At 48.3% G+C, this 17,780-nt stretch carries 20 protein-coding genes and 1 pseudogene; 6 read left to right on the top strand and 15 right to left on the bottom strand.

What is annotated here, in order from left to right; all coding sequences use genetic code 11:
- Nucleotides 1-58 precede the first annotated feature (58 nt).
- The 4 genes from L3K52_13875 (at nucleotide 59) to L3K52_13860 (ending at nucleotide 3,469) form a co-directional block, all read left to right on the top strand.
- Complete coding sequence (locus tag L3K52_13875; GenBank protein ID UOG91278.1) at nucleotides 59-1,210, top strand: deoxyguanosinetriphosphate triphosphohydrolase; 1,152 nt, start codon at nucleotides 59-61, stop codon at nucleotides 1,208-1,210.
- Between the two features lie 130 nt (nucleotides 1,211-1,340).
- Nucleotides 1,341-2,666, top strand: coding sequence for an IS4 family transposase (locus L3K52_13870; protein ID UOG91277.1), 1,326 nt, complete (start codon nucleotides 1,341-1,343; stop codon nucleotides 2,664-2,666).
- A gap of 48 nt (nucleotides 2,667-2,714) precedes the next feature.
- Nucleotides 2,715-3,107 (top strand): IS5 family transposase, encoded by a 393-nt coding sequence (locus tag L3K52_13865; GenBank protein UOG91276.1) that lies wholly within the window; start codon nucleotides 2,715-2,717, stop codon nucleotides 3,105-3,107.
- On the top strand, nucleotides 3,020-3,469 hold the full coding sequence (locus L3K52_13860) for an IS5 family transposase (GenBank protein ID UOG94009.1): 450 nt from the start codon (nucleotides 3,020-3,022) through the stop codon (nucleotides 3,467-3,469). The genes L3K52_13865 and L3K52_13860 overlap by 88 nt, the downstream gene beginning before the upstream one ends.
- 14 nt (nucleotides 3,470-3,483) lie before the next feature.
- Here the strand turns inward: L3K52_13860 and L3K52_13855 are convergent, their stop codons facing one another.
- The 5 genes and pseudogenes from L3K52_13855 to L3K52_13835 form a co-directional block, all read right to left on the bottom strand.
- On the bottom strand, nucleotides 3,484-4,014 hold the full coding sequence (locus L3K52_13855; protein UOG91275.1) for a protein phosphatase 2C domain-containing protein: 531 nt from the start codon (nucleotides 4,012-4,014) through the stop codon (nucleotides 3,484-3,486).
- Nucleotides 4,011-4,670: a VWA domain-containing protein gene (locus L3K52_13850; GenBank protein UOG91274.1), complete on the bottom strand. Its 660-nt coding sequence runs from the start codon at nucleotides 4,668-4,670 to the stop codon at nucleotides 4,011-4,013. The genes L3K52_13855 and L3K52_13850 overlap by 4 nt, the downstream gene beginning before the upstream one ends.
- Before the next feature lie 129 nt (nucleotides 4,671-4,799).
- On the bottom strand, nucleotides 4,800-5,195 hold the full coding sequence (locus L3K52_13845) for a type II toxin-antitoxin system VapC family toxin (protein UOG91273.1): 396 nt from the start codon (nucleotides 5,193-5,195) through the stop codon (nucleotides 4,800-4,802).
- 2 nt (nucleotides 5,196-5,197) lie between these two features.
- Complete coding sequence (locus L3K52_13840) at nucleotides 5,198-5,434, bottom strand: DUF2281 domain-containing protein (GenBank protein UOG91272.1); 237 nt, start codon at nucleotides 5,432-5,434, stop codon at nucleotides 5,198-5,200.
- A gap of 46 nt (nucleotides 5,435-5,480) precedes the next feature.
- Nucleotides 5,481-6,689: pseudogene (locus L3K52_13835) on the bottom strand (ATP-binding cassette domain-containing protein).
- 320 nt (nucleotides 6,690-7,009) lie between these two features.
- Between L3K52_13835 and L3K52_13830 the strand changes: the two are divergent.
- The gene (locus L3K52_13830; GenBank protein UOG91271.1) at nucleotides 7,010-8,344 is read left to right on the top strand and encodes an IS4 family transposase; all 1,335 of its coding nucleotides are present in this window, start codon (nucleotides 7,010-7,012) and stop codon (nucleotides 8,342-8,344) included.
- On the opposite strand, the gene L3K52_13825 is transcribed toward L3K52_13830, so the two are convergent.
- The 10 genes from L3K52_13825 to L3K52_13780 form a co-directional block, all read right to left on the bottom strand.
- Nucleotides 8,322-9,002, bottom strand: a complete 681-nt coding sequence (locus L3K52_13825) for a 3-keto-5-aminohexanoate cleavage protein (protein UOG91270.1) — start codon at nucleotides 9,000-9,002, stop codon at nucleotides 8,322-8,324. The two genes, L3K52_13830 and L3K52_13825, sit on opposite strands and share 23 nt — an antisense overlap.
- Before the next feature lie 37 nt (nucleotides 9,003-9,039).
- A complete protein-coding gene (locus L3K52_13820; protein ID UOG91269.1) occupies nucleotides 9,040-9,189 on the bottom strand; it encodes a hypothetical protein in 150 nt (49 codons plus the stop codon).
- Nucleotides 9,186-10,268: a hypothetical protein gene (locus L3K52_13815; GenBank protein ID UOG91268.1), complete on the bottom strand. Its 1,083-nt coding sequence runs from the start codon at nucleotides 10,266-10,268 to the stop codon at nucleotides 9,186-9,188. The genes L3K52_13820 and L3K52_13815 overlap by 4 nt, the downstream gene beginning before the upstream one ends.
- Complete coding sequence (locus tag L3K52_13810) at nucleotides 10,265-11,116, bottom strand: hypothetical protein (protein ID UOG91267.1); 852 nt, start codon at nucleotides 11,114-11,116, stop codon at nucleotides 10,265-10,267. The genes L3K52_13815 and L3K52_13810 overlap by 4 nt, the downstream gene beginning before the upstream one ends.
- Nucleotides 11,113-12,924: an AMP-binding protein gene (locus L3K52_13805; GenBank protein UOG91266.1), complete on the bottom strand. Its 1,812-nt coding sequence runs from the start codon at nucleotides 12,922-12,924 to the stop codon at nucleotides 11,113-11,115. Before L3K52_13805 ends, L3K52_13810 begins: the two co-directional genes overlap by 4 nt.
- Before the next feature lie 6 nt (nucleotides 12,925-12,930).
- Nucleotides 12,931-13,596, bottom strand: coding sequence for an acetyltransferase (locus L3K52_13800; GenBank protein ID UOG91265.1), 666 nt, complete (start codon nucleotides 13,594-13,596; stop codon nucleotides 12,931-12,933).
- Nucleotides 13,597-13,618: 22 nt separating this feature from the next.
- The gene (gene uvrA, locus L3K52_13795) at nucleotides 13,619-16,438 is read right to left on the bottom strand and encodes an excinuclease ABC subunit UvrA (protein ID UOG91264.1); all 2,820 of its coding nucleotides are present in this window, start codon (nucleotides 16,436-16,438) and stop codon (nucleotides 13,619-13,621) included.
- A 67-nt stretch (nucleotides 16,439-16,505) separates the two neighbouring features.
- Entirely contained in the window at nucleotides 16,506-16,673 is a 168-nt protein-coding gene (locus L3K52_13790; protein ID UOG91263.1) for a hypothetical protein, read from the bottom strand.
- The gene (locus tag L3K52_13785) at nucleotides 16,673-16,900 is read right to left on the bottom strand and encodes a hypothetical protein (GenBank protein UOG91262.1); all 228 of its coding nucleotides are present in this window, start codon (nucleotides 16,898-16,900) and stop codon (nucleotides 16,673-16,675) included. Before L3K52_13785 ends, L3K52_13790 begins: the two co-directional genes overlap by 1 nt.
- 126 nt (nucleotides 16,901-17,026) lie before the next feature.
- Complete coding sequence (locus L3K52_13780) at nucleotides 17,027-17,248, bottom strand: hypothetical protein (protein ID UOG91261.1); 222 nt, start codon at nucleotides 17,246-17,248, stop codon at nucleotides 17,027-17,029.
- 246 nt (nucleotides 17,249-17,494) lie between these two features.
- Here L3K52_13780 and L3K52_13775 point away from each other — a divergent pair, with 246 nt between their 5' ends.
- Nucleotides 17,495-17,773: a hypothetical protein gene (locus L3K52_13775; protein UOG91260.1), complete on the top strand. Its 279-nt coding sequence runs from the start codon at nucleotides 17,495-17,497 to the stop codon at nucleotides 17,771-17,773.
- Nucleotides 17,774-17,780 lie beyond the last annotated feature (7 nt).

Raw genomic sequence — 17,780 nt, 5'->3', positions numbered from 1 at the left:
GCAAACCTTAAGCGCCCTACACTACGGCATTACAGCCATCGTGATGACGGAGTTCGAGATGCATACAACTGCTTGTTACGCAGCACAACCGGAACATACCCAAGGGCGGCGTTATCCCGAAGCGCCGCCGCAATACCGTAGCGAATTCCAGCGCGACCGCGACCGCATTATCCATTCCAAAGCTTTCCGGCGGCTGGAATACAAAACCCAGGTTTTCGTCAATCACGAAGGCGATTTATACCGCACCCGCCTGACCCATTCGCTGGAAGTGGCGCAAATTGCGCGTTCAGTTGCCCGCAGCATGGGCTTGAATGAAGACCTCACCGAAGCGATTGCGCTCGCCCACGATTTAGGCCACACCCCGTTCGGACACGCGGGGCAAGACGAACTCAATGCCTGCATGAAAGATTTCGGCGGGTTTGAACACAACCTGCAATCGCTGCGGGTGGTGGATGTGCTGGAAGACAGCTACGCCGACTTTCCCGGCATCAACCTCACCTTTGAAACCCGCGAAGGCATCCTCAAACACTGCGCCCTCAAACACGCCCAAACTTTGGGCGATGTCGGGCAACGCTTTCTCAATAAAACCCAGCCCACGCTGGAAGCCCAACTCACCAATCTGGCAGATGAAATTGCCTACAACAACCACGACATTGAAGACGGCTTACGCTCCGGCCTGATCAGCTTGGAACAATTACAGCAAGTGCCAGTCTTTGCCCAAGAATATCAGACTGTATTGCAACAATATCCCGCACTGCAAGGCCGACGCCTGATCCGCGAAACCTTGCGGCGCATGATCGGGCGCATGGTGGTGGATTTAATCGAAAGCAGCCAAGCCGCCATCCAAGCCTCCGGGGTGCAAACCTTGGCAGAAGTTCGCGCCCAACCAGTGGCGTTGATGCGCTATGGCGATGAAATGCGGCAGCAAAAAAATGGGCTGAAAAAATTCCTGCACGACAACCTGTATTTTCACCCTACGGTATACCGCATGACTTGGCGAGCACGCCAAGTAGTACGGGCATTATTTGACGCATATTTGCAAGACACCCGTTTGCTGACACCCAAATATCAGGCGTTTGCGAAACGTTACAAAACCGAGATGGGGGACGCGGGACGTGCGCGCGCCATTGCTGATTTTATTGCGGGGATGACCGACCGCTACGCCATGCGCGAATACGGGCAATTGTTTGACTTGTCAGGGTTGCGTTGAGGCCGGTGCTGCTAACAGTTGTTGCAGTGTCAGGTGCGGATTATTATCCAGCGCGATCAATTGCGCCTCACTAAACCCATCTCCTTATACACAAGTCCCTAAGCTGATGTAGGATAAGCAATTTTCACCCATGAACTGGTCATCTACCGAACTCACCGATCTTGATTTGGGAGACAAGCGTCTCGAAACACGCGCTGCCCATATTCTCAATGCCATGCTAAAAGCCCCCCAATCGAGCATCCCGAAAGCTTGCCAAAGTTGGTCAAGCACCTTGGCGACGTACCGTTTCTTCTGGAATGAAGCGGTGAGCCATGATGCTTTGATGGCATCCCACTTTGAAGCGACAGAGTGCCGAATTCGTCAACAAGATTCGCGAATTATCCTGTGTATTCAAGATACGACCGAACTGGACTTCAATGGACAGGAAACCGAGGGTTTGGGGCGTTTATCCTACGATAAGCAACGCGGGATGTACCTGCATCCGACCTTGTGTATTACCCCAGAACGTTTGCCGTTGGGCATCACCGATACGTGGATGTGGTCACGGGGATTGAGCAAAGCGGCGGATCTTGCCAACCCCGGCATCAAAGAAAGCCGTCGCTGGATTGAAGGGTATGAACGGGTAGCCGAACTGGCGGCACGCTGCCCTGAACACCGCCTCATCTATACGGGCGACCGTGAAAGCGACTTTTATGACTTACTCAAACGGGCGCAAGCCTTGGATTACCCGGCTGACCTGCTGATACGGGCGCAACATAACCGCGCCTTGGGGGATGACCTCAAACTGTGGGATGCCATTGATCAACAACAGGCGTTGACTCGTATCACCTTTACCAAACCGCGCAAGCAGGGTGAAAAGCCTCGCAAAGTGGTACAAGAAATCAAGGTGTTACGTTACACCCTGCGTCCCAAAAGTAAGCATCCGATGCTATTGACCTTGGTTCAAGCCAAAGAAATCAACCCACCCGCCGGAAAATCGCCCCTCATTTGGCGTTTAGTCACCAACCGTTGTGTAGAGACCGCCGATGCCGCCTGTGAACTCATCGATTGGTATCGGGCGCGTTGGGAAATCGAGATGTTTTTTGATGTCCTGAAAGTCGGCTGTCGCGTCGAAAAACTGCAACTGGACACTAAAGAGCGCATCGAAAAAGCCCTCGCGCTCTACATCATGGTGGCTTGGCGGATTATGTTTCTGATGCGGTTGGGGCGTACCTGCCCAGAACTTCCGGCTGATCTGGTGTTTGACCCGCTGGAATGGAAAGTATCCTTCCGGCTCGGCAAAAAAGCACTACCCGATGGCATACCTACCCTCAATCAAGTGATCCGCAATCTAGCGGAACTGGGGGGCTTTTTGGGCAGAAAATGCGATGGCGAACCGGGGGCTAAAAGTATCTGGCTTGGCTACTCAAGGGTGCTGGACTGTATTTATGGGATTCAGATGGCTAGGTTCTGTTGACATTGTGAGGGTTGAATTGGTTAAAATGCTGCTTTTCAAGGTATTCCAATGAATCGCTACTATTTGACGGATGATCAATGGTCATTGCTGCATGAATTTCTGCGTGTTCATCCCCGTGTTTACGTGGGTGATTCTGGACGTTGTCGTCACTTTCTTAATGGTGTTTTATGGATACTCCGTTCGGGCAGCCAATGGCGTAGTTTGCCGCCCGAATACGGTCAGTGGAACAGTGTTTTCAAGCGGTATGACCGTTGGGTAACAGCGGGTATTTGGGATGAGATGTTCGCAGCGGTCAGCCTTGATGCGGATTTACAGGAAGGTTTTATCGACAGCACGATTGTGCGTGCTCATGCCTGCGCAGCGGGCGCAAAAAAAGTGATGCCGAAGCTGAGGCTCTCGGACGTTCCAAAGGTGGATTTAGCTGTAAAATCCATGCGTTAACGGATGCGTTGGGTTATCCCTTGCGATTTATTCTAACCCCCGGTCAAGCGTCCGATATTGGTCAAGCAGAGGCGCTGGTCACGTCTATTCCCCTTAAAAGACTCATGGCTGATAAAGGTTATGATTCAAAAGCCTTCGTGGAATATTTGGAAAAACAAGGGATCGAAGCACTGATTCCTTCAAAATCCAATGCGCTTGAGCCTCGGAAATGTGATTGGGTCGCTTACAAAGAACGTCACTTGATCGAGTGCTTTTTTGGAAAGATGAAACACTATCGACGCGTCTTTTCACGGTTTGAAAAGAAAGCGCAAAATTTTCTGGGCTTCCTCGCGTTTGTCGCTGTATTAATTTGGACTCGATGAAATGTCAACAGAGCCTAGTGAGTTGGGGGAGGACTGATTTGTGTATAAAGAGATGCGTTATCGGTAGCAAAGTAAGTCATGTTAGCGTATTCCCTTGACATTGGTTCGATAGGAACATGAAACCCATCTCCAATATCAATGACAACACCACCATCACCTATTTGCATTACCAGCGTACTTTGTGAGAAAGATAACAACCCCAAAAAAGTACAAGCATAATCACGCGCTCGAAGCCCTTCTTTCTCAGTATGATCATCAATAGCACGTCTTATCATCAACATACAGTCAATAGCTAACGCCTCATGCAAAGTGAATTCTGGCAAGAAATACTGTTTGGTAAAAAACTCGGCTGCGACTTCGATGGCTAATTCGGCTCCCTTTCCGCCACGCATTGCACTCCCAGCCCCATCTGCAACAAACATGTAAAGTAATGAGTCTTTATCCGATGCAGATTCTATTGAGGCAAAACAGCTATCCTGACATTCTCCACCTGTAGCAGTGTGCGATGTGCCTGCGGCTGATGCAGCAACAATTCGCCAACTCACACTGATGCCCAACCTGTTGGAGGCTGAAGTGCGACCTCTGCACCGGGCGTAGAATGTGATACCGAACGTAACGAGGTAGACAACCAAGAGAACAACTCACGGAATCTTAATCCATCAAGCATCAATGGTTCTCGAACACTGATTTGTTTGAGAATATCCATATTCGCACCTTTCACGCCTATTGTGAAAAATGCAAAAGATTTAGATGCTTCACCTTCTCGAACAGCGGCTGCGGCAGCTTGCCAGTTATCAGTCGGCCCACCATCTGTAATAAGGAACACCCACGGACGGTAGTAGGAAATGCCATTAGCTCGATATTCGCTCTTGCGTTGCTTCACCATATCAAGCCCTTGAAGAATCGCACTTCCCATCGGAGTATCACCCTGAGCCACCAAGTATGGGGGGTAAAACGTCGTGGTACTTTGGAAGGGAAGTTCTGTCCGAACTGGCCCAAATGTCACAATGCCAACCTCCACCCGCTTCATGGCGAGAGAATCAGCGGCAAGTTCATCCTTAAATGTCACCAGCCCTGAATTCAGTTCAGTGATCGGCTGTCCTCCCATTGAACCAGAAACGTCTAGTAACAACAGACATGGGCAACGCGGTTCTGGATTATCTGCAAATTCACTTGTTGCGAAAGAAATTTGTTCGATCATATTTTCTCCATACAGACATGAGTAACGCGGCAAAGCCACGACCATTATTCAATCAAATATGGCATAAGACAAGAAAATAGGTAACATATCTCGACTGATATGAAAAGAAATATGGGGATCAGCTACGTTTCAGCAAGGTGGATAAGGCAATAGCTGCAAACCGTCAATAAAGCGGTAATCCTTCTGGTTCTTGCTAATCAATGGGATAGCAGCTTCTATCGCAGTAGCAGCAATCAACCCATCAGGAATCAGCAAACCGTGGCTTAAACGGTATTGTTGCAACAGTTCTAAGCCCCGCTGTGAAATACTTGCCGATAAATGGATGACCTGAAAACGCCGCAAAAATTTGGCCAATTCGCGTAGCTCAGTTTTGTTGCGGCAACCGACCACCAATTCCATTTGGGTCACAATACTGACAGCAAGACCGGATGTTGATTCGATATTTTGCAATACAGTAACCGCCATCTCATCTTTGTGAGCCGCATCAATCAGAATATCCGTATCAACTAACGTCAACTCAGCCATCCTTAGCCCCACTCCTTACGGCGTAACTCGCGCACCCACTGGCTACTATCCTGCATGTCCTTACGCTCACGCCACATGCCGATGAATGCCTCTTCTGCCAACGCTGCACGGGCAACTTTCTTTTTTGCAGGTTTGGCTTTTTGGTAACGAACTTTCAGAAAATCAATGAAATCGGCAACTTGCTGTTGCGCATCAGGGGGAAGGGAAGAAAATCCCTCCATTACCGTTTGTGTATTCATGGCTAACCTCATGACGACAATGATTTTTTACATGATCGGTACTGTATCACAACATCCGCTTCAGAAACTCCCCCGTAAACGACCCCTCAGTTTCCGCCACCGCTTCCGGCGTACCCACAGCAATCACATGCCCCCCACGACTTCCACCTTCCGGCCCCAAGTCCACCACCCAATCCGCCGTCTTGATCACGTCGAGATTATGCTCGATCACCACCACGGTATTGCCGCTGTCACGCAAACGGTGTAGCACTTGCAGCAACTGGTCAACGTCGTGGAAATGCAGCCCCGTGGTAGGCTCGTCCAGAATATAAATCGTCTTGCCCGTGCCGCGTTTGGAAAGCTCTTTCGCCAACTTGACGCGCTGCGCTTCGCCACCCGAAAGCGTGGTGGCATTTTGCCCCAGCGTGATGTACGACAGCCCCACGTCCATCAGCGTTTGCAGCTTGGTGTGGATCGACGGCACGGCGGCGAAGAATTCGCAGGCATCTTCCACCGTCATCGCCAGCACTTCGCTGATATTCTTGCCCTTGTAGCGGATGTCGAGGGTTTCGCGGTTGTAACGCTTGCCGTCGCACACTTCGCAGGTCACGTATACGTCCGGCAAAAAGTGCATTTCGACCTTGATCAAACCGTCGCCGGAACAGGCTTCGCAGCGTCCGCCCTTGACGTTGAACGAAAACCGCCCCGGCAAATAACCACGTGAACGCGCTTCTTGCGTCGCTGCGAACATATCCCGAATCGCGGTAAACACGCCCGTGTAGGTGGCGGGGTTGGAACGCGGGGTACGCCCAATCGGGCTTTGGTCGATGTCGATGATTTTGTCGATTTGCTCCACGCCCAACACTTCGCGCACCGGGGCAACTTCCACGCTGCTGTCGTGCAGATGCCGCGCCAGAAACGGGTACAGCGTGCGGTTGATCAGCGTCGATTTGCCCGACCCCGACACGCCGGTGATGCAGGTCAGCAGCCCCAGCGGAATTTCCAGCGACACATCGTTGAGGTTATTGCCGGTCGCGCCAATCAGTTTGATGGTGCGTTCGGGGTTGAACGGGGTTCTTGTGCTTGGCATGGTGATTTTGCGCCGCCCGGACATGAATTGCCCCGTCACCGAATCCGGCGTGGCAAACACTTCTTCCGGTGTGCCTTGCGCAATAATGTAGCCGCCATGCACACCCGCGCCGGGGCCAATATCCAACACATGATCGGCGGAACGGATCGCGTCTTCGTCATGCTCGACCACGATCACGGTATTGCCAAAGCTAGGAGAAACAAATGACCATGAGTGATGTTTGCTTTGTAGAAGATCAGCCTTCTATACCTAACTTTACTCTTACTTTAGTACGTTCCATTAAGGGGCGTTCAAATAACGTCGCTTGTTGTATAATTCTTGTCAATAAATCCGTATTGGTTGCTAATTGTGTACGTTTCTGATCAAACCAAATGTTATCTTCCAATCCCACACGTACTGCATCGGCAAATAGTAAGCCAAGACCATTACTAATGAGTTGGGTTCGCCCAAGCCCATCTCCTTATACACAAGTCCCCAAACTGATGTAAGATAAGCAATTTTCACCCATGAACTGGTCATCTACCGAACTCACCGATCTTGATTTGGGAGACAAGCGTCTCGAAACACGCGCCGCTCATATCCTCAAAGCGATGCTGAAAGCCCCCCAATCGAGCATCCCGAAAGCTTGTCAAAGTTGGTCAAGCACCTTGGCGACGTACCGTTTCTTCTGGAATGAAGCGGTGAGCCATGATGCTTTGATGGCATCCCACTTTGAAGCGACCGAGTGTCGAATCCGTCAGCAAGATTCGCGGATTATCCTGTGTATTCAAGACACCACCGAACTGGATTTCAATGGGCAGGAAACCGAGGGTTTGGGGCGTTTATCCTACGATAAGCAACGCGGGATGTACCTGCATCCGACCTTGTGTATCACCCCAGACCGTCTGCCATTGGGGATCACCGATACGTGGATGTGGTCACGGGGCTTGAGCAAAGCGGCGGATCTTGCCAACCCCGGCATCAAAGAAAGCCGTCGCTGGATTGAAGGGTATGAACGGGTAGCCGAACTGGCGGCACGCTGCCCTGAACACCGCCTCATCTATACGGGCGACCGTGAAAGCGACTTTTATGACTTACTCAAACGGGCGCAAGCCTTGGATTACCCGGCTGACCTGCTGATACGGGCGCAACATAACCGCGCCTTGGGGGATGACCTCAAACTGTGGGATGCCATTGATCAACAACAGGCGTTGACTCGTATCACCTTTACCAAACCGCGCAAGCAGGGTGAAAAGCCTCGCAAAGTGGTACAAGAAATCAAGGTGTTACGTTATACCCTGCGTCCCAAAAGTAAGCATCCAATGCTATTGACCTTGGTTCAAGCCAAAGAAATCAACCCACCCGCCGGAAAATCGCCCCTCATTTGGCGTTTAGTCACCAACCGTTGTGTAGAGACCGCCGATGCCGCCTGTGAACTCATCGACTGGTATCGGGCGCGTTGGGAAATCGAGATGTTTTTTGATGTCCTGAAAGTCGGCTGTCGCGTCGAAAAACTGCAACTGGACACTAAAGAGCGCATCGAAAAAGCCCTCGCGCTCTACATCATGGTGGCCTGGCGGATTATGTTTCTGATGCGGTTGGGGCGTACCTGCCCAGAACTTCCGGCTGATCTGGTGTTTGACCCGCTGGAATGGAAAGTATCCTTCCGGCTCGGCAAAAAAGCACTACCCGATGGCATACCTACCCTCAATCAAGTGATCCGCAATCTAGCGGAACTGGGGGGCTTTTTGGGCAGAAAATGCGATGGCGAACCGGGGGCTAAAAGTATCTGGCTTGGCTACTCAAGGGTGCTGGACTGTATTTATGGGATTCAGATGGCTAGTGAGTTGGGGGAGGACTGATTTGTGTATAAAGAGATGGCCCAAGCCCTGCTACACCGATAATACACTCATCAGGTAGGGCTGCAAAAATAGCTCCCAACTGAATTAAATCAACCTGTGCGCCAGCAATATTACCAAGTAATATATTAACATAAAAAGGAGGTGTAATAATTTTCTCTTTAGCCAAAACATGTATAAAGTTAGCCATTCCTAAATCAAAAACTTCTAGTTCTGGTTTTATTCCACACTCTTTCATCTTTGCAGCTAGTCTACGTATAGTTCCAGGTGTGTTGATACTTGCTGAACCGATAAAATTCATCGATCCAGGTGTCAGACTCGCCATATCTGGCTTTCTATCTCCTTCCAAATCAATAACTTGAGTTCGTTTAGCAAAATCAGCATCTGATCGTCCGCTGGTAGTAACACAAATAATCATATCTTTTCCGTGCGGTAACTTTCGAATACTTGAAATGATTTCTCCGTATTGTTCAGGGTCTGATGTATGCTTACTTTGTTCGTCCCTAGCATGAATGTGTACCATCTGTACGCCAAGTTTAATAGCTTGCTCTACATCCGAAAGGATTTCCTTTGTCGTTAAAGGTATATAAGGAGTCATTTCTTTGGTTGGAATGACTCCAGTGCAAGCCAGATTAATAATTAACTCAGATTTTTCTTTCATAAATTTAAACTTTCCAAAAAAGCTGCTTAAGCAGTGATTAACCTATATCAAGATAATTCATCGGATCAGGATTGCGACCAATTAATACAATGATGGCAACCAGCGTTAACGTATAAATACTTATTGCCATCAGTAATGCCAATGGCTTAGGCAGATATTTTTCAAGAAATGCGGTAAGAGGCGTCATAATGGTAAACCTAAAATTTTAGCGATCACTGGGTTGGCAAGGGATAACCACCCTAATACATAAAAAGGCGACAGTTTGGCTAATTTGGTTGCATTTTTATGTATTTTTGGATTTTTATTGAGCATATTCTTCACTAATCTTGTTAAGATAATTCCAATAACTTGCCACAAAGCCCATAATACGTAATAAACTGATGACTCATGCCATAGACCAATGACCAACATAGCAGCAATTAATCCGATAACTGGGGAGCGAGTTAATGCAGTAATAGGCTGAAACACATAGTCTCTGACCCATTGAGAAAGCGTAATATGCCAGCGCAGCCAGAAATCAATGAGATCCTTTGCTAACCAAGGACGATTGAAATTTTCCTCAAGACGTAGCCCCATCATCAAAGACAAACCAAGCGCAATGCTGCTATAACCAGAAAATACGAAATATAACTCAATCCAATCTATGATTGAATAAATCCAGACCACAAAGAAATTTTGGGTTTGAAAAATACCTGCCAATATATTTGCTTCAACTTGATTAATTAACCAACCACCTAGAATAACTACTTGAGCAATGCCAAACAGTAAACGCTCCGCACCAGTGAAAAATTCGCTTGCATCCCATCTACGCCTTGCAATTTGTCGCTCAAAAATTTGAAACCGATTAATAGGCCCTGCCATTAAAGTAGGTAAGAATAATTGATAGCGTAAATTATTAATTACACCAAGGCGAATAATTTTCCCCATCCACCAATCAAATAAAATATGTAAGTTGCGAAGTGTAAAATAAGCCCCACCAACCCATAAAAATTGGGGAAGTTCTCGAAAAAATAGCAATGATATGGTTAACAAACTAGCGCCACATAACATCAAATAACTTTTACCACCCCAACGATCTCCTACAAACATAATTATGGCAACGAGTAGGCTACTGCTAACCAACCAAACTGCCGAAAGGGGTGATACACTAATTATACAAAGTAGGCTCCATACGGCTAAGATTTCCCATGTATTTCGTTTAATTAACCAAGAAAACAAAACAGCAAAAAGACTGCAAAAAATCAGGAAAAGTGCTTCTGGATTCATTTTTGTGTATTCCACCAAACTTTCAATTCTTGCAAAAATCTTTGCCGCCCTGTGCTATTCATATGAGCACTATCCCAGAAGTTTTCATTTTCCCAAAAACTATCAGGCTGAAATAATGGAAGGTTAAGTTGTTTAGCTAAATTTTGATGAAATGACCCCAGATTTTTTGTTGCCACATCTCCTATAAACTGAGCACTCCACATTGAACGTGGTGGAGCAATTAAGATCACTTTGACACCTTTTCTTTTTAAAGAATTAATCAACTTATATAATTCTTCGGAATGCTTAGGCAGTCGTAAATACAAAGGGTATTTTTTTGCCTCGTTTAAATTAACTTGGAATGTATTAGCCAATCTACTAGCATCATCCGCCGTCATGACCTCATGCGAAGAACCGCGCCCTAGTAGCTTATTGAGTTTTAAAGCCAAGTCCTGACTTTTCTGTTTCATTAATACTGCAATGGATAATGAAGAAGATTGACGTGAATTATCTTTCTTATGTGCAAAATCGAAAACAAATGGATTTGTTTCAAAAAATATAAGCTTCACATCTTGGTGCAAAAGTTTTTCCAGTAAACGCAGTACTTGTTCTTCACTGATGCTGGAAACTGCCAAGCGCACATGAGGTCTCCCATCTCCCAATATTCCCCCATTGTCTCCAGAACCTAGTCCCGGTACCGCGTAACGCATCAGAGAAGATCCAATCACAACGATCGGCGCTTTTGGTATTGCTTGCTCTGTTGGGTCAGTAATAGTATTGGGTAACGGATACAAAGCTACCACCAATATAAAAATACCGGATAAAGCAATAGAAACAAGCCAGATTGCTAACAAACGAGGTATTTTCATTTTAACAAATCTTTGACAGTTGTTACCAATTCACCAAGATTACGGATACTTGCAGCTTTTGCCACCGGAATTCTGATCGAGAAATGACTTTCCATCGCAATAATAAGCGCAATTTGGGAAAAACTATCCCAGCTTCGAACAGAAGCGGGGCTTGAATCTGCTTGAAGTAACTTAGGATCTATGTGTAAGACCTGTGCCGCAACCTGATAAACCTCTCCAGAAACATCACGAGAATTTCTTTCTTGTGTGTATTCTTTTTTACGACTAAGCATCATCAAAAGCTCTTCTCTCAGCTCTTTTAATTTAGGTTTACCCGCATCCCCTCGCGGTATAGAAGCCAAAGAAATAATTCTTTTAGGTACTTTAAGTGCTTCAAGGTTAGAACGCGCATATTCTAATAAAGTATCTTCATCAATTCTCTCGTCTGACAAAACAACCGCCGTTACAGGAACTTCATCAAAGTTAGGGTCTGGCATTGAAACAGTAACTGCCTCAATTACTGATGGGTGTGTCAGTAGAACTTCATCAATTTCTTCAGGGCGAATCAAAAATCCACCTGACATAATAATTGTTTTCAAGCGACCTAATATTTTATAAGAACCATCCGAACAAGATTGCACCAGATCCCCTGTTTTCATCCAGCCATCTTGTGTGAACGTTTCTGTTGTACGCTTAGAATTTTTCCAATAACCTAAGAAAATATTATCACCGCGTAATTGCAATTCACCAATTTCAGAATCCACATCATCGGCATTTCTAATGCGAGCTTCACAATCAATCGGCTTTCCAATGCTACCAAAACCACCCATTTCTGAATGAAAATCTCCAGAATAAAGAGCAGAGGTAACAGTTTCTGTTAGACCGTATTGATTGGAAATGCTTTTGCCAAATCGATTTTGTAAACGCCCCCACAGCTCTTGCTCAAGTTTTGCAGCGACTGAGATTAAATGAAGGCATTCACTGGAGTCAAAGTAATCATCATGATTCGCATATTGATCAATAAGCGACCATATCGTAGGAACGGTAATAAAATGAGTAGCCTTTTCTTGGCGCACTCGATTTAACCAATTTTCAAGGTTACTGATTTTAAATCCACCTGATCGAATCAAGGTTGCTGCATTAGCCATAGCCAATAAAATTCCTTGCACCAAACCGTCAGCATGAGCTAGAACCATATCGTTAAATAGTCGTACATTTGGGTTGCAGTCAAATAATCGCGATATAGTTTGCAAATTAGCAATAATATTTTTTCGGGAAATCATTACTCCACTGGGAGCTTGTGTAGTGCCCGATGTAAACAGTATATAGGCTAAATCATCATTTACTTTTGGTAAATGAGGCTCTCGTATCGCGGTCGGCAAATTCAAACCACAATGATGCATTGCGCTGCGTTTATGGCTGAAGTTGAATAACTTTTTACGGGGGTAATTATTAGAATCGTGAATTACAATGCGAGCAGGGATTTGTTTTACCCAATCTTCGTCTAAGCGACTATAATCAATGATAACAAGAGCGGGTTCTGTAGAGCTGACAATTGAAGCAACGCGCCGATGAGGCGTATCAGGTGTTAACATAATAGGGACTACACCATCTAATAGAGAGGCGATAAACCCGACAATAGCAGCCCCTTCATTGTGAGTAAGGATGATAACTCTACTGGATGGCAAGATATTATATTCATCAAATAACGTTACTAAGCGGTTAATAAGCTCAATAAGATCACTATGACTTAACCGATACTCAGGCGTTACCAAGAAATCGTTATTTTTGGATTTTTTAAGGTTTTTCCAAATAGAATGAAAGTCCATTGAGTTCTACTCTCCATCTTCTACATACAGGCTTGATTTTGCGGGATTATAAGAACGCTCTTGAGCAGGATTCCCTACTACTAATACCCCATCAGGAACATGCTTACGAACTACTGAACCGGCGGCTATCAGTGCATTTTCACCAATGCGAATATCAGGAAGTATGGTTGCCCCTGCCCCAATCATAGTACCAGCACCTATATGTATGTTCCCAGCCAGGGTTGCTCCGGGTCCAATACTTACATAATCACCTAATACAGTGTGGTGTCCCAAAGATACTGCGCGATTAACCAATACACCATTACCGATCATGGAGACTGCCCCGACGACAACGCCTGCATTAATAAAGCTTCCCTCTCCGATACGTACAGACCGTGCCAGTATCGCGCTTGGATCAATTAATGGGTCATCCAAAACAAAACCTAACTGTTGTGCCTGAGCAATCAACGCTGCTCGGCGGGATGGAGTAAAAGCACAAGCAATGAATCTTTTACCTATGATAGAAGGAGGGAGTTCATTAATATTAACAACGCGGGATTGATCAACTAATCGAGGTGAACCATTCACGCTGACTGCCATTTCTATCTTAAGCCCTAGTCGATGACAGGTTTCCTCATACTCCACAACCAGCGGAGATCTCACGCCAAACAAAATCATTTTTGACAAACCCACTTAATAAATTTCCGTGGCTTTATCATAACATCCGCTTCAAAAATTGCCCAGTAAACGACCCTTCCGCCTCCGCCACCTGCTCCGGCGTACCCACCGCAATCACATGCCCCCCACGACTCCCACCTTCCGGCCCCAAATCCACCACCCAGTCCGCCGTCTTGATCACATCCAGATTATGCTCAATCACCACCACGGTATTGCCGCCGTCACGCAAGCGATGCAGCACTTGCAGCAACTGGTCAACGTCGTGGAAATGCAGCCCCGTGGTCGGCTCATCCAAAATATAAATCGTCTTGCCCGTGCCGCGTTTGGAAAGCTCTTTCGCCAGCTTGACGCGCTGCGCCTCGCCGCCGGAAAGCGTGGTCGCATTTTGCCCCAGCGTGATGTACGACAGCCCTACGTCCATCAGCGTTTGCAGTTTGGTGTGGATCGACGGCACAGCGGCGAAGAATTCGCAGGCATCTTCCACCGTCATCGCCAGCACTTCGCTGATATTCTTGCCCTTGTAGCGGATGTCGAGGGTTTCGCGGTTGTAACGCTTGCCTTCGCACACTTCGCAAGTCACGTACACATCCGGCAAAAAGTGCATTTCGACCTTGATCAAACCGTCGCCGGAACAGGCTTCGCAGCGTCCGCCCTTGACGTTGAACGAAAACCGTCCCGGCAAATAACCGCGTGAGCGTGCTTCTTGCGTCGCCGCAAACATATCGCGAATCGCGGTAAACACGCCCGTGTAGGTCGCGGGGTTGGAACGCGGGGTGCGCCCAATCGGGCTTTGGTCGATGTCGATGATTTTGTCGATTTGCTCCACGCCCAGCACTTCGCGCACCGGGGCAACTTCCACGCTGCTATCGTGCAGATGCCGCGCCAGAAACGGGTACAGCGTGCGGTTGATCAGCGTCGATTTGCCCGACCCCGACACGCCGGTGATACAAGTCAGCAGCCCCAGCGGAATTTCCAGCGATACATCATTGAGGTTATTGCCGGTCGCGCCGATCAGCTTGATGGTGCGTTCGGGGTTGAATGGGGTGCGTTGCGCGGGCATGGTGATTTTGCGCCGCCCCGACATGAATTGCCCCGTCACCGAATCCGGCGTGGCAAACACTTCTTCGGGTGTGCCTTGCGCAATAATGTAGCCGCCATGCACACCCGCACCGGGGCCAATATCCAGCACATGATCGGCGGAACGGATCGCGTCTTCGTCATGCTCGACCACGATCACGGTATTGCCGAGGTCGCGCAGGCGGAACAACGTTTTCAGCAAGCGGGCGTTGTCGCGCTGGTGCAAACCGATGGATGGCTCATCCAGCACGTACATCACCCCGACCAGCCCCGCGCCAATTTGCGACGCGAGGCGGATGCGTTGTGCTTCGCCGCCGGAGAGCGTTTCCGCGCTGCGGCTCAGGGTCAGATAATCCAGCCCGACATTGACCAGAAATTCCAGGCGCAAGGCAATTTCGCGCAAAATCTTGTCGGCGATTTGCCCCTGCGTCCCCGGCAAATTCAGGCTGCGGAAAAACGCATGGCTTTCGCCAATCGGCAAATGGGTGATCGCTGGCAAGTTGCGCCCCGCGATGAACACGTTCCGCGCCTGTTCGTTCAAGCGTGTGCCGCCGCAATCCGGGCAAGCACGGCTGGCAAGGTATTTCGCCAATTCTTCGCGCACCGCACTCGAATCGGTTTCGCGGTAACGGCGTTTGAGGTTGTTTAATACGCCTTCAAAAGTGTGCGAACGGGTGTAAATTTGCCCTTTTTGCCCGACGTAGGTGAATTCCACCTCCTCCAAACCGCTGCCGTGCAAGATCAGTTTGTGGACAGAAGCGGGCAATTCGTCCCACGGCTGTTCCACGTCAAAGCTGAAATGTTCTGCCAAAGATGTGAGTATCTGGAAGTAGTAGGCGTTGCGCCGATCCCAGCCGCGCACTGCGCCACCCGCAAGGCTCATCGACGGGTTTGCCACCACCCGTTGCGGGTCGAAAAACTGTTCCACGCCCAAACCGTCGCAAGTCTGGCACGCGCCAGCGGGTGCGTTGAACGAGAACAAGCGCGGTTCGAGTTCGGTCAGCGACCAGCCGCAATGCGGGCAGGCGTAGTTGGCGGAAAAAATCATGTCTTCGCCGTCACCGTCCATCCACGCCACTGTTGCCAGCCCGTTGGCGAGTTTCAGCGCGGTTTCAAGCGATTCGGCGAGGCGCAACTGCATGTCGTCGCGGACTTTGAAGCGGTCAATCACCACTTCGATGGTGTGTTTCTTGCGCAATTCCAGCGTCGGCGGCACGTCCAGTTCGTAGACCACGCCATTCACCCGCGCCCGCAAATAGCCTTGCGCCCGCAACGAATCAAACAGTTGCACATGCTCGCCCTTGCGTTCGCGTACCACCGGAGCCAGCAACATCAGCTTGCTGCCTTCGGGCAAACTCAATACCTGATCGACCATCTGACTGACGGTTTGCACTTGCAAATCAACGTGATGCGTCGGGCAACGTGGCACACCGGCACGCGCATACAGCAGGCGCAGGTAGTCGTAAATCTCGGTAATCGTGCCGACGGTGGAACGCGGGTTGTGCGAAGTGGTTTTCTGCTCGATGGAAATCGCCGGGGAAAGCCCTTCGATGTGGTCAATGTCCGGCTTTTCCATCATCGACAGGAACTGGCGGGCGTAGGCGGACAGCGACTCGACGTAACGCCGCTGCCCTTCCGCAAAAATCGTGTCGAACGCCAACGACGACTTGCCCGACCCCGACAAGCCCGTGATCACGATCAGCTTGTCACGCGGCAGGTCAAGGTCGATGTTTTTCAGGTTGTGGGTGCGTGCGCCGCGAATGCGGATGAATTTTTCCATAGGGTGTGCAAGCTCGTGCCGAACAAAAGACGAAGTTTAGCAGGTTTCGGGGGGAAGGGAGATTTCCCTATTTTATGCTGCTATGGTCAGCGGCAAATTCGCTCCAGCCCAAAAATTCGATTTTGGTGATAATCGAAATATTGAAGCTATCCGCCAGAATCTCATGGATACGCTCATCATCTGTGAGACCGTTAAAGTAGTAGATAATAATATTGGTATCAAATAGATAAGCCATTACTGCCAGCCTTCGCGTGCTTCTCTCAGGTAGGCATCAATAGCCGCTTTGGGTTGTCGCCCCGCGCCGAAGAAAGCCCTAGGATTGAACACTGCGGGTGTAGTAGCGGGTGATGTCTCATGGGTCAAAACAATGATTCTGGCATGAGCCTTGTGCAAATTTCGGTAGATGTCGGGGATGCGGATCATCCCGTTTTCAATGTCTGTTTCAAACTCAATGGCGTACATGGCGGGTTCCTTTATGTGAGCTTCAAGGATAGCATATCGCAATAGCTACGCAGCCTGTTGCTGGAACAAGACTGCTTTTTTGCCGACGGACAGAATTTTGTTACTGACAAACTGATTTCCTAAAAATCAGTCAACAATGCCTGCAACATCAATTTTTTTGTTACTTTTGCCATACTCACGATGAATAACAGCAGACTCAATATCTATAGCCTCGCCCAAATACTGTTGCGCAAAAGAACTCAGAAAACCCGGTTGGCAAAGCATCTTCCCAAACAGCCACGTGACCGCAAGCTCAGGGCTGAACTGCATGTTTTGTTTAGCAATATTGATATACGTTTTAGTCTTCATTGTATTTTTCCTTATTATGCTACATTATTTTTCAGATAGTTGTGAATGTTACATGCCACCGTAATTATTTCAATTTATAGTGGTGGAAGGCACGTTGGTACAACGTGTCAAAAATATCACCGTGCTGGATTTTAAGCATATTTGATCCTCATTCATTGGAAGTATGAGCTAGGGGGTTGAAGCCGTCTCTTGGCATCTCCTTATACACAAGTCCCCAAACTGATGTAAGATAAGCAATTTCCACCCATGAACTGGTCATCTACCGAACTCACCGATCTTGATTTGGGAGACAAGCGTCTCGAAACACGCGCCGCTCATATCCTCAAAGCGATGCTGAAAGCCCCCCAATCGAGCATCCCGAAAGCTTGTCAAAGTTGGTCAAGCACCTTGGCGACGTACCGTTTCTTCTGGAATGAAGCGGTGAGCCATGATGCTTTGATGGCATCCCACTTTGAAGCGACCGAGTGTCGAATCCGTCAGCAAGATTCGCGGATTATCCTGACGCCGTGTGCAACTTTTCTCTGAGCCTCCA

This window comes from Candidatus Thiothrix sulfatifontis (assembly GCA_022828425.1).
Classification (GTDB): domain Bacteria; phylum Pseudomonadota; class Gammaproteobacteria; order Thiotrichales; family Thiotrichaceae; genus Thiothrix; species Thiothrix sulfatifontis.
The sequence above is the reverse complement of the archived record's forward strand: the minus strand, read 5'-3'. Positions and strand labels throughout refer to the sequence as shown.

What these genes read in the sequence shown, in the direction of transcription:
- L3K52_13840 (UOG91272.1), bottom strand. Translation starts at nt 5,434, where the DNA reads ATGAATACACAAACGGTAATGGAGGGATTTTCTTCCCTTCCCCCTGAT.
- L3K52_13815 (UOG91268.1), bottom strand. Translation starts at nt 10,268, where the DNA reads ATGAATCCAGAAGCACTTTTCCTGATTTTTTGCAGTCTTTTTGCTGTT.
- L3K52_13805 (UOG91266.1), bottom strand. Translation starts at nt 12,924, where the DNA reads ATGGACTTTCATTCTATTTGGAAAAACCTTAAAAAATCCAAAAATAAC.
- L3K52_13820 (UOG91269.1), bottom strand. Translation starts at nt 9,189, where the DNA reads ATGACGCCTCTTACCGCATTTCTTGAAAAATATCTGCCTAAGCCATTG.
- L3K52_13870 (UOG91277.1), top strand. Translation starts at nt 1,341, where the DNA reads ATGAACTGGTCATCTACCGAACTCACCGATCTTGATTTGGGAGACAAG.
- L3K52_13845 (UOG91273.1), bottom strand. Translation starts at nt 5,195, where the DNA reads ATGGCTGAGTTGACGTTAGTTGATACGGATATTCTGATTGATGCGGCT.
- L3K52_13825 (UOG91270.1), bottom strand. Translation starts at nt 9,002, where the DNA reads ATGAAAGAAAAATCTGAGTTAATTATTAATCTGGCTTGCACTGGAGTC.
- L3K52_13790 (UOG91263.1), bottom strand. Translation starts at nt 16,673, where the DNA reads ATGGCTTATCTATTTGATACCAATATTATTATCTACTACTTTAACGGT.
- uvrA (UOG91264.1), bottom strand. Translation starts at nt 16,438, where the DNA reads ATGGAAAAATTCATCCGCATTCGCGGCGCACGCACCCACAACCTGAAA.
- L3K52_13875 (UOG91278.1), top strand. Translation starts at nt 59, where the DNA reads ATGCATACAACTGCTTGTTACGCAGCACAACCGGAACATACCCAAGGG.
- L3K52_13780 (UOG91261.1), bottom strand. Translation starts at nt 17,248, where the DNA reads ATGAAGACTAAAACGTATATCAATATTGCTAAACAAAACATGCAGTTC.
- L3K52_13830 (UOG91271.1), top strand. Translation starts at nt 7,010, where the DNA reads ATGAACTGGTCATCTACCGAACTCACCGATCTTGATTTGGGAGACAAG.
- L3K52_13785 (UOG91262.1), bottom strand. Translation starts at nt 16,900, where the DNA reads ATGTACGCCATTGAGTTTGAAACAGACATTGAAAACGGGATGATCCGC.
- L3K52_13865 (UOG91276.1), top strand. Translation starts at nt 2,715, where the DNA reads ATGAATCGCTACTATTTGACGGATGATCAATGGTCATTGCTGCATGAA.
- L3K52_13775 (UOG91260.1), top strand. Translation starts at nt 17,495, where the DNA reads ATGAACTGGTCATCTACCGAACTCACCGATCTTGATTTGGGAGACAAG.
- L3K52_13810 (UOG91267.1), bottom strand. Translation starts at nt 11,116, where the DNA reads ATGAAAATACCTCGTTTGTTAGCAATCTGGCTTGTTTCTATTGCTTTA.
- L3K52_13850 (UOG91274.1), bottom strand. Translation starts at nt 4,670, where the DNA reads ATGATCGAACAAATTTCTTTCGCAACAAGTGAATTTGCAGATAATCCA.